Source organism: Pseudomonas sp. JV414, from assembly GCF_032424305.1.
GTDB classification, from domain to species: Bacteria; Pseudomonadota; Gammaproteobacteria; order Pseudomonadales; family Pseudomonadaceae; genus Aquipseudomonas; species Aquipseudomonas lini.
The window spans coordinates 242,405-253,881 of sequence record NZ_VYKC01000001.1; the positions used below are offsets into that span (position 1 = coordinate 242,405).

Consider the following 11,477-nt stretch of genomic DNA (forward strand, 5'->3'; position numbering starts at 1 on the left):
GTCAGAAGGACATATGTCCAGGCACGATAGGGAATCGGATGCAATGGCCGGCATAAACGCCGGTTATGCGGTCTTTCAGTTATCTCGAGCATTGACCGCATCGGGTCTAGACACTGAGAAAGCGCGTGAACGGATTGAGCGCTGGCAGCAGGTGGTCGAACACATGGTGCAGGGCACCGCGCTGTATGGCTCGCGTATACCACTCGTGGATGTGCCTGAATGGGTCACACCGGAGGTAGTCACGGGTGGTTTTGCCACTGGACAATATCTGGCCGGTGGTGCACTGACCAAGTACGAACGGCGGCTGGCCGCCTCAATCCCAGGCATCCGCCCTGGTTTTGAACGACTTGATCTCAACACCTGGCACCTTACGGATGAGGGGATCGAAGCACTGCAAAAGCAACTGGTGAACAGCGACTATCGGATCGATGTACCAGAAGAGGCAGCGCTACTGTACGTGGCCTGGCTGTTGGGACAGCAGCGCACGGAGGAAGCACGCAGACTGATTGAGTCGATCGCACCTTTTTTTGAGCAACTGCGTTTCTTTCCAATGGCTTCTGACGGGCTACCGCTCGCGGCGGTGGAAGTGCAGATCTTCGATGTCGGCGATATCAAAAAGCTGCTTTCAAAACACCCTGCGCAGCAGCGTCTGGCGGTGCAAAAACATGTGGTCGTGACTCGGTTGCCTTTCTACGATGCAGCTATCTCGCTCTTCCTCTTAACGTATCAGGATGATTGGCCTTGTCGGCAATATCCTGAAGGCTGGCTTGAGCAGGCGAATGCGCTAAGTAGTCAGTTCGATGTCACCGGTAGCAATGACATCCTCAACGTTGAACCTTTCAGGGGCCGGGTAGGGGAGTTGTACGCGTTGCTAAGGCTCTGCTCCCGTGACCCAATCTCGCTGACAGGGCGTCAAGTCGGACGTATTCGGCGGATCGTCAATGATTTCGTGTGCAAACATGGTCATCCCGAATCCGAAGATCATCTACAGAGCCGAGCCATACAGCGCCATCAGGTGGCCGCGCCCGAGCATCATCTGATCGCCAAGGCGGTTTCTGAGCGTCTGACCAGCTATACGAACTCGGAAGGCATCTCTGATTTTTCGTCCCTGTTGGAACCGATTACCAATGAGGAGGCGAAGGCATATTCGCTGAAAACCGGTGTCGCCATTCCACCAGCAGTTCGCCGACGCCTCGAGCGCTGTCGAAAGGGAACCATCAGTCAGTTGATTGACAAGGGATTGATCACATCTGGGGATACCGTGGCGCGAGTACTGCCAGCGATGACGGCCGAAATCTGCAGTGCTGGATTTCGCGATACGACACTGCGCACATTGTCTATCGCAACGTATCGTGCTTTTCGGCGACGCCGTTCATTGCTTCTGCTCAACCTACAGAGCCAAGTCAAAATCAGTGAGTTGCCTTGGGTGGCGGCCGTTGAAGGTGAACGGGAGGCACACACTGTCGCCGTTGAGGGAGCCAGACAAGCCTTGATCGAATCCTCGGCAACAACCCTCGCTGCTTTCCCTCAGGCAATCCTTCCGAACAAGCTACTTCAGGAGTTTGGTTCGCTTGCTGTCACGGCGAAGCTGGATCTTCCTTTTGTGGAGGAGGTCGCGGCGGACATTTTCATGGGAGCCTTTTCGAATAAATTCGTGGAAGCAGCCAGGCGAGCGGCCTCGTTGATAGATGGCACCCTTTACGCCCATTATTACGACATCGACACGAACCAACTGGCGATCCTTCCCGATAAGCCGAAATCAAAGAGCAGAAACTATTTCCAGCGTGACTTGGATACCAGTGATGCATTGGCGAACCTGTGCGCACAGCGGGCTAATGCACCCTTGGGTGGATGGCATTCAGCAACCAACGGCAGGATCATCGAGCAACAACAGATTTTGACGACGCAAAACCTTTCGCTTCTATTTGGTGATCTCGGTTTGAAAGCGCTGCTACATCATCGCTTGGGCTCACTTGCTCAGGAGTGCTTCCAATGGATATGCATGCGGCAGCAGATGAAAATCAAGTTCTATCACTCTAGCTTGGTGATGCTCAAAAATACCGCTTATGCCTGGCGCCAGATGGTGTTTTATTTATCCATGCAGGATGACGCCGAGAGGCGTTGCGCAATCGATAGCATCGAAGCTCATTTCGCGGCTCAACCCATTGCATTCCGAGAGAGATTTCTACCGGCAATTATGGGGTTGCGTGTGGCAGCTTCCGGGCTCCCGTTGACCCTGAACCGCCGGAAAAGTGAGGGGGCTCAGGTTTTTCTCGGATGGACCACCGAACGACATTGGTTGTTACCGCCGCAAACGAATGACATCAGTTAACCGCTCGGCTGTATCGATGAGACGTGCCTGAACGCCTCAAAAGCGATATCTGTATTTCTGGCTGGAGTTCTTGTACAGACGGGGCAAAACTTTCATGCATACATCAGGGACCGAAGTCAGGAAGGAAGTCCAACGAGAAGAGCCTGAACGTCTGCAAAAATCGGAAAGTGGTGGCGCGTGACCTCAAGCACAAGTATAGAAAGTTCCACCCTGACACATGATTTAACATAATATACATTACACGCAACAATGTATTTCAGGATTAGCCTGGTTGCACGCAGATTTTGAAGCCCTGGATTCGCCTAAGCCCTCATCCTTGCGTCAGCTTTCCAACCAGCTCCGCATGCTCGGGAAACTGCACTCCGAGCTTCTGCCGGCTGCCCATCTCCATATCTGCAAAATCAAACCCTGGTGAAACCGCTTCACTGATCAAACCGTATTCCGCCAAACCATTCATAAGCTGCGAAGCTTTCCAGACGCCACCCGGTACATGCAACTGCAAACATTGCCCGGCAATAACGTCGCTGCCCATCACCACAGTATTCAACGTGCCGTCTGGAAAAATCAGGCTGTACTGAATCGGGTTTCCCAAATGGTAGTAATGAACGATGTCCGATTGATTCAGGTGGAAATGACCGATCGGCGAATCCTTGGTCAGCAAGTAATAAATTGAAGTCATCAAATGACGTTTACCCCCATTGATCTCGACCATAGCGTGGTGATCCGATTGAAAGGTTCTTCGGTAGAAACCGCCTTCCATGTGAGGCTCCAGAGCCAATGCAGCAATCACTGCTTCAGCGTCTGGAATGTGAGTATCGAATGCATTGATGGTCATGTAGATTGCCCTCCCATAAAATACCAAAACTATAACAGCCATACATCTAATAGATTATAGCTATGCTAAATAACCATTTAGTAGAGCTGATTAATTGTCTCAATAGCCGCATACAGTTTCTACTTGGACCTTCGCTCTACCACCCTTCCCTCCCGGCTCTTCTGCCCTCATCCGACTGGCTAAAAAGCACTGACCTGCTTGCGTTACTATTTCTATGGCAGGGTCGACGCTTGAGGTGCTCAGCCGATGACAATCCCCCGCAGCCTAACCCTTCATAGCCGGATCACAGGGGTGATGATCCATCGCAAAATCTCCATAGGCGAGCATTGCGGTATCCCAATTCACATCCAGATGGGACGCCATCACCTGAAGGTCACGCCAGTGTCGCTGCACCGGGCTCGCCTCGAAAATCACCGCAGTCCCCATTTGCTGCACCAGCCGCTGAACGGCCTGCACACATGACCGAACCAGATACGCGCGATCTCGCTTGAGGGTGAGCAGTTCTTGCACCGACAGTGACCTGCCAGCGACACCGGCGTCATGCAACAACAAGGCAATGGCGTGGTAAAGGTGCCTGGCACAGCTCAACTGCGCAGCACTTTCCGCAAGTCGTTCCAGCAGTATTGGCCGAGCCCTTGAAACGGCGTCCGCCTTAGAGTCCCCGCGATTTCGCAGTGTTGCAATGCAATCATCATAGGCCCCCTCCGCACAGCCAAGCACCGGGCCTATATGCAGACTGCCCAGATACGGAATGAACTCCACATCAAACAGGTAGCCGTCCGGATTGTGCCTGGCGCCTGTCGGTGCCGGGCCGAAACACTCGGATTGCGAGACGACCCAAACATCTGACACAAAGACATCATCCAGCCGAAGGTCTTTTGATCCGGTACCGCACATTCCAGCGACATCCCAGACATCCTCGACCTGAACCTGATCCGCCCGGAGCGTGAACAACAGCGTCTGGCCGTCACGAGGATCCTTGCCGGACACGATCACCCAGTTGGCATGATCAATTCCTGAACTGAAACGCCAGGTTCCGCCGATACGAAAACCACCATCTTGCTTCAGGATCGAGACCTCTTTGGACACGGAAGCAGTCGCTATGATCTGCCCGGGTCCATCGGCAAAGACCTGCTCCTGACAGGCGGGAGGAAGCCGCCCGACAATCGCCGCATGGCTGCCCACCAGGCCGATCATCCAACCGGTCGACGGACAAGCTCGTGCGGCAATTCGGGATGCTTCAACCAGGGTTGGCCAGTCGCGTTGCAGCCCGCCATAGCGTCCAGGCACAAATAACTGCATAAGTCCTTCTGCATGCAATTCCTCCACCGTCTGCGGCGAAATACAGCGAGCCTGTTCGGTTTCAGCGGCACGGGCCCGCCACCGGCCAAGCAGTTTTCGCGCGCGATCACAGGTTTCATGATGTTCCAATGACAGGTTAGCCATCCAGTCCATGAACTTCGTTACCTCGACAATCAGCATTAGGGACGGGAAAGTTTCCTGACAACCGGAGACTCGAAGCAGAAACCTTCGGGGATAAAGGGCTCGCCTAGCAGTTCGATGAACCTGCTGATGCTGTTTTCGTCATTGGACGCCACAAACTCATAGAAATTGGTGCCGTTCCAGATGACATAAATATGAGAAAAATAGCGGGACGCGGCTTCGACGAAATCAGAGAAAAGGATCTGACCGTTTTCCATCTGCACTAACATGGCCTCCCTTTTCCAGGCTATCTGCGCCTCGGAAAAATAATGAGACTTGTGCTTTTCGTCCTTTACCCGCTCGCGTCGCTCATACTCTTGGATGTCGCTCTGATTGCATTTTTCCAGGAAGAAAGCGAGGCCATCCTCTCGCAAAAAGCGGGAAACGAACCTCAGGTGCTCATCCCTGTTTCTGCCATAGAACTGAAAGGCCGCCATCTCATAGAGGTAGTCGACCCCGAAAAACGGGCTGTCGACGCCTAAGGAATCCGCCACGATATCCTCTGTGATCTGAAGAAATGACCCCGAATAAAACGCAGAGATTTCCTTGTCGGCGTGGGCGTCGAAATGTTGCTGGTTGGCTTTGTTCGGAGAATTGGTCAGGGTTCTGATGGCCCCATTGGAATACTTCGCCAAGGCTCTTGCACTGCTCCCGTCAAACGCATCGATTTCCCACAGGGAAAAGTTTCGCTCGTCTTTTTTTCGTCGCTCACGGGTATATCGGTCGAGCGCCACACCGATGCGCGAAAGCTCCTCCACAATCCCCGGCACACTGGCCAGGAAGTGCGAAAAAAGCGGACCCGCCTGCGTCACCAGCAAATCATGGTAGGCCCTTACATCATCGTCCTGGATACGCTCGCGTATTCTCGTTGTCACAGGCTGCTTGGGCACCTGCACTCTCCCGTTGGCCAGATCGTCAAAATAATCGGCCAGTTTGTTCATGGCAGAATCGACAAACGCAGGGTTTGAATCAGTGGTCATTTCCGTAATTCCATTTACGCGTTGAGTATTTATTAAATGGCTATAGCGCCGGCGGCCAGGAGATGCGCCGTGGTTTTGCCGTTGAGGTTACGGGGCAACGCCGCATGAAAACTGACAATGGCGGGCACCATGTACCAATCCAACTGCGTGGCGCAGTACTGGATGAGCGCATCAGCGGACAACTCATGGCCTTCTTTCAATACCACGCAGGCCTTTGGAACCTGACCGGCCACTTCATCGGGAAAGGCAATGACAACCGCTTCGCTCACAGCCTCATGGGCGACGATAACGTGCTCGATTTCCCGGGGGTTTACCTGAAAAGTCCGCCGCGTAAATACGTTGTCTTTTCTACCCACGAAGTAGAGATACTGTTCACTGTCCCGTTTGAACAGGTCACCGGTGAAGTAAACCCGCGTTTCACCGAACAGATTGTTTTTAACGACCTGGCGGGTCAGTTCTGGCTTGTTCCAGTAACCGAGCATCACCAGATCACCCGCGACTACAAGCTCTCCCACACAATCAGGCCGGGTAATCAGTTGCCCGGCATCGTCAACCAGGAACACCTTGACCCCAGGAATCGCCTTACCCACCGAACCGGGGCGTTGATCAAGTTGCTCTGGAGGTAAATACGCAACTCGCTTGCACTCCGTCAGGCCATACATGGAGTAAACGGCAACGCCTGGAAGGAGCGCTCGCAATAGCTGTATATGCTTGGGTGGCAACGCCTGCCCGCTGCTGGCAATGTACTTCAGGGATTTGATTTTTTGCGGTTGAAACGTGTCGGGGTCGGCCTGCAAGAGGTAGTGAATGGCGGGTGGCAGAATATGCATCCCGGTTATGCCTCGGCGTTGAATCAAATCGAGCAAATGCTCCGGCTGCTCAGGCAGTGCATTTTCGGAAACCGAATGACCACCGCCGAGCAACGGCATCATTATGTTGTAAAAGCCGTAATCAAAATGCAGAGGTGAGAAGTTCAGAATGACCGCATCCGCGAAGTCCCCCAGATAACTGGAAACCGCCGTGTAGGCCGCCATCATATTGCTGTTGCTGACCGCCACGCCTTTCGAGTCTTTCGTCGAACCACTGGTGTGAAAGATGACGCGGACTTCACTGCCCTCAAGCCCCCCATCACACTCCGGGAACGCTTCATTCAACCCGGCAAATCGGCTGGTGTGCCAATCGCCCATGTGCAAGACGAACTGTAAATGGACCTTCCCGGTCAACTCAACGAGGCTAGCACTTGCCGGTACGATCAAGGTCTTTGCCTTGATATCGTTAAGTTGATGGATCAGTTTTTCGGCGGCGATACCGTAATGCATCAGCGCCAGGACGAATCCGGCTTTCATGACGCCCAGCGCGCAGGCGATGGTTTCGATGGAAGTGGGTGCATGAAGTGCGACCCGATCACTCGCTGCCATCCCCGTGCCCACTAACTGCCGGGCTACCACGCAGGCGAGTTCGTCCAATGCTCCGTAGGTGATCTTTCGGCCACTGATGGTCAGCGCAATCTTGTCCGGCGTTCGCTCGGCGTGGTCTTTTACATAGTCATGGAACTGTTTCATCGGGCCACCTCGCTACCATCCGCCAAGGATGACGACGAAGAGCCGTCTTCCCTGTTCGCCTGTAAGACTTCGTTATCCTTGGGGGCGAGCAGCACAATTGCCCCCACGATCACTTCGAAAATCCCGGCGCCGACAATAACCAGGCCGGTTTCAAAGCGGGCATACAGCGCAGCACCGCAGGCACCGGCAATCAGAATCGAGGCGCCCAGCGCCGCAAAACGCAGCCGTGCCAGCCCGGCGATTTCGCTTTGCCTGAACCGGGTTTGAATCAGCAGAATGAATGAGATGTCGATCAGTGGCCCGCCGAGTGCCGCAAGACTTGCGCCGACCATCATCCCCGTCAGGACGTGTTCCGGTGGCAGGTACAGCACGGCCGCACCGATGATCGCGATGCCCAGGCCGTTGACCACGGAACCGAAGGTAAACCCGTGATACAAGCGGCGGATCTGCAGATTGCCCACAACAAAAATGGAGATCAGGTTCCCTGCCCCGTAAGCCCCCATGATCAGGCCGTAGGCAGCAAAACCCTGTACGCCGAATCCCTGGATATCGTATTTGACGACTGCCAGCGCCATGCCGATCGATATACCCACGCTCCAGGCAACATTGCCCAGTCCCGCACACACATACACCGCCTGCATCTGGCTGCGTCCCGCAAGACTTCTCCAACCGGCGGTAAATCCGGCACGCCGGCTTGTTGCCTTTGCGGGTTGGCGCAGCAGCGCTTTGCTCAACTTCATGACCGCCCACGCGGAGATCAGGAAGGTGATGCTGTTCAGGGTAAACAGATGCTCGATCGGAATCAGCAGCGTAATCGCCGCTGCCAGCATTGGTCCGATCACCCGGGCGACCCGGATGATGGCATCGAACAGCGCGTTGACCGATTGCAGCTGGTCCGGCGCCGCGGCAATCCGCGGAAGACTGGCGCGTAGCGCCGGCTCGAACAGCGAGTTGACGATCATCATGAGCATGAGCGGAACCGCCAGCATCCACAGACTCATGATGCCGAGCCCCCAAGCAAGCACCGGAATCAAGGCAAGCCCGGCCCGCGCCAGGTCGGCACCGATCATCGTGCGACGGTGGTCCCAGCGCTCTGCCCATATCCCCCCCAGCAAAGCACCTGCCAACGCGGCAGCACCGCGTAAAGCACTGAGCCAGCTTGCATCGGTTCCGGCGATCTGCACCGCCATCCAGGCGATGGCAATCGCGAAGAGTTCGTCACCGATTGAAGAAAGCGCCAACCCTCCCCACAGTAAGGCTACGGGCCGCTGAAGCAACGGCCTGAACAATTTCATATCATCAACTCCGCACAGTCACTCAACAGGTCTGAAAAAGCCCCTATCGTCTCGTTACTCGTTGGTTGGAAACGACTGTCCCGTCGAACAGATAGTCCATTTCGGAACTCAGTACGAAGAGGCACTCTGATTGTTTATTGAGTGGCGCTCGGTTCCTGCGAGGGGAGGATTGAAAACGCTGACCAGAATAAGGTCCGTGAACTTGCCACCACGCAGATAGTGACGATCATGTTTGTCCAGAACGTACATATCTCCCGGACGGATTGCATGGATGGTGCCCTCCATGTCTTCGATTTCGCCCTCACCACCGATGCAATAGCAAGCCTCGAGATGATTGCGGTAATGAAGTAGCGATTCCGTACCGGCTCGAACCACAGTGTGGCAAAGGGTGAAGCCGACTCCGTCCTGCTCTGTCAGCAGACGGTGGCTGGTGCCTGAGCCCCACTCGACGAAAAAATCGGTTTTTTCAACATCGCGGATACTACGAACAAACATATTCAGTTCCTTTTGAATATTTGGGGCTTGCCGCCTTGAACGTGCAAGGCGAACAGAGTGGTTGCGGCGGTAAACGTCAAGCGGGCAACACAGAGGCAGGCTTGCATACGACAAATGTTCAGCAGCTCGTTGGAAACCCCTCTGTCGAGATAGCGCTGTCTTTCACTAATCGAATGAAAACCGGCCCTCTGGTCAGGGGCAAATCACAACCAGATAACAGGGATGCTTTCCCGCGGGAAATGCAGGAAGACTTGTCGAAGGACGTGCCTGTAGCACGCATGCCATTACGGCTGACCAGTCATTCCATGACCCAGTTGTTGCTCCCTGAAGACCCCGGATCCTACGTGTAACAATTTGTGAGTGTCAACGGGTTTTTCAGACTCAGTTCAAGGCAGGCGACGGCACATTCGAGGTCCGATTCAAGGTCCGCGCGCGCCACGGGCCGGCTTGATCCTACGCCTCTCGCTCCGCGATCCAAACTGGCCTCAGACAATTGCACAGACGACGGCAATAAAAAACCCGGCCTTAACAGCCGGGTTTTTCAGGCACTCGATTAGAGTATGAAGCAACTTCAGAATTGAGCTTTGCGATCAATCAACAACAGCGAGTCTGTCCATTCCCGCCTCCGTAACGAGCCTCCTGACGTTCGCGAAAGAACACCTCGTAGCTCATCACCGGCTTATCCGGGTGTTTGGTTTGCATATGCTCAACGTAAGTGTCGTAGTCAGGCATTCCAACCATCAAGCGGGCAGCCTGACCCAGGTATTTACCAAGGCGACTCAGGTCATTGAACATGGGCACCCTCCTCCATCAAGCATCCGGCAGAGCCTGGAATGGCGCTTCTTTATCCGTACGCTCTTTGGTGCCCCAGGCGGCGATACCAACCTTGAGCGCAAAGAACAGGATGCTGAACACCACGAGCAAAAACAGCGCGGTCAGCGTTGCGTTGGTGTAAGCGTTATAGATCACATGCTGCATCTGCTCGATGCTCTTGGCCGGCGCGAGGACCTGACCGTTGGCCAGGGCATCGCTGTATTTCTTCGCCAGTGCCAGGAAGCCGATTGCCGGGTTGGCGTCGAACAGTTTGATGAAGCCTGCGGTGGTGGTGCAGATCAGCAACCAAACCGCTGGCAGCATGGTCACCCAGACGTAGCGTTGGCGTTTCATTTTGATCAGCACGACGGTCGCCAGCATCAGCGCGATACCCGCCAGCATCTGGTTGGAGATACCGAACAGCGGCCACAAGGTGTTGATGCCTCCCAGTGGGTCGATCACGCCTTGGTACAGCAGGTAACCCCACATTGCCACGCAACCGGCGGTCGCGATCAGGTTGGCGGTCCAGGACTCGGTGCGTTTGAGCGCCGGCACGAAGGAACCGAGCAAGTCCTGCAGCATGAAGCGTCCGGCACGGGTACCGGCGTCGACCGCGGTCAGGATGAACAGCGCTTCGAACAGGATCGCGAAGTGGTACCAGAATGCCATGGTGTTTTCACCCGGCAGAAGTTGATGCAGGATCTGCGCGATACCGACCGCCAGGGTCGGTGCACCGCCGGCACGGGCCAGGATGGTGGTTTCACCGATGTCCTTGGCCACTGCTTGCAGCGCTTCCGGGGTAACCGCAAAGCCCCAACTGCTGACGGTCTGAGCCACCGAAACAGCATCCGAGCCGACAAGGGCTGCGGGGCTGTTCATGGCGAAGTACACGCCCGGTTCGATCACCGAAGCGGCAACCATTGCCATGATGGCCACGAAGGACTCCATCAGCATGCCGCCGTAACCGATGTAACGGGCATGGCCTTCACTGGCGAGCAGCTTCGGCGTGGTGCCGGAAGCAATCAGCGAATGGAAACCCGACACCGCGCCACAGGCAATGGTGATGAAAAGGAATGGGAACAACCCACCCTTCCATACCGGCCCGGTGCCGTCGATGAATTGGGTCAGCGCCGGCATTTTCAGGTCGGGCATGGTGATCAGAATGCCGATCGCCAGCGCAACGATGGTGCCGATCTTCAGGAAGGTCGACAGGTAATCGCGAGGGGCGAGGATCAGCCACACCGGCAACACAGCGGCCACGAACCCGTAGCCGATCAGCATCCAGGTAATCTGGATGCCGGTGAAGGTAAAGGCCTTGGCCCACACCGGGTCAGCGGCAATCTGTCCGCCCAGCCAGATCGAACCCAGCAGCAATGCCACGCCGATCACCGAGATTTCACCGATGCGGCCTGGGCGGATGTAGCGCATGTAGATGCCCATGAACATCGCGATCGGGATGGTCGCCATCACCGTGAACATGCCCCACGGGCTTTCGGCCAGGGCCTTGACCACGATCAGCGCCAGCACCGCGAGGATGATGATCATGATCAGGAAGCAGCCAAACAGCGCGATAGTCCCGGGGATGCGGCCCATTTCTTCACGGACCATATCGCCCAAAGAACGACCGTTGCGGCGGGTGGACAGGAACAGGACCATGAAGTCCTGAMCCTGYCCCTTATACAC

General features: G+C 55.3%; 9 protein-coding genes. 1 reads left to right on the plus strand and 8 read right to left on the minus strand.

Going from position 1 to position 11,477, the window contains the following annotated elements; all coding sequences use genetic code 11:
- The first annotated feature begins 43 nt into the window (after window positions 1-43).
- Complete coding sequence (locus F6R97_RS01050) at window positions 44-2,332, plus strand: hypothetical protein (protein ID WP_315865852.1); 2,289 nt, start codon at window positions 44-46, stop codon at window positions 2,330-2,332.
- A gap of 310 nt (window positions 2,333-2,642) precedes the next feature.
- Here the strand turns inward: F6R97_RS01050 and F6R97_RS01055 are convergent, their stop codons facing one another.
- The 8 genes from F6R97_RS01055 to F6R97_RS01090 form a co-directional block, all read right to left on the minus strand.
- Window positions 2,643-3,167 (minus strand): cupin domain-containing protein, encoded by a 525-nt coding sequence (locus F6R97_RS01055; RefSeq protein WP_048393377.1) that lies wholly within the window; start codon window positions 3,165-3,167, stop codon window positions 2,643-2,645.
- A gap of 264 nt (window positions 3,168-3,431) precedes the next feature.
- Window positions 3,432-4,622 carry an acyl-CoA dehydrogenase family protein gene (locus F6R97_RS01060; RefSeq protein ID WP_038983730.1) on the minus strand — a complete coding sequence of 397 codons (1,191 nt, stop codon included), beginning with the start codon at window positions 4,620-4,622 and terminating at the stop codon, window positions 3,432-3,434.
- Between the two features lie 26 nt (window positions 4,623-4,648).
- Window positions 4,649-5,629 carry a hypothetical protein gene (locus F6R97_RS01065; protein ID WP_038983274.1) on the minus strand — a complete coding sequence of 327 codons (981 nt, stop codon included), beginning with the start codon at window positions 5,627-5,629 and terminating at the stop codon, window positions 4,649-4,651.
- A 32-nt stretch (window positions 5,630-5,661) separates the two neighbouring features.
- Complete coding sequence (locus F6R97_RS01070; RefSeq protein ID WP_197282307.1) at window positions 5,662-7,191, minus strand: class I adenylate-forming enzyme family protein; 1,530 nt, start codon at window positions 7,189-7,191, stop codon at window positions 5,662-5,664.
- Entirely contained in the window at window positions 7,188-8,486 is a 1,299-nt protein-coding gene (locus tag F6R97_RS01075; protein WP_315865853.1) for an MFS transporter, read from the minus strand. The genes F6R97_RS01070 and F6R97_RS01075 overlap by 4 nt, the downstream gene beginning before the upstream one ends.
- A 108-nt stretch (window positions 8,487-8,594) precedes the next feature.
- Window positions 8,595-8,981, minus strand: a complete 387-nt coding sequence (locus tag F6R97_RS01080) for an ectoine synthase (RefSeq protein WP_038983728.1) — start codon at window positions 8,979-8,981, stop codon at window positions 8,595-8,597.
- Between the two features lie 594 nt (window positions 8,982-9,575).
- Complete coding sequence (locus F6R97_RS01085) at window positions 9,576-9,776, minus strand: YbdD/YjiX family protein (RefSeq protein ID WP_038983272.1); 201 nt, start codon at window positions 9,774-9,776, stop codon at window positions 9,576-9,578.
- 15 nt (window positions 9,777-9,791) lie between these two features.
- Window positions 9,792-11,477: carbon starvation CstA family protein (locus tag F6R97_RS01090; RefSeq protein WP_315865854.1), on the minus strand; the 1,686-nt coding region annotated here is incomplete at its 5' end.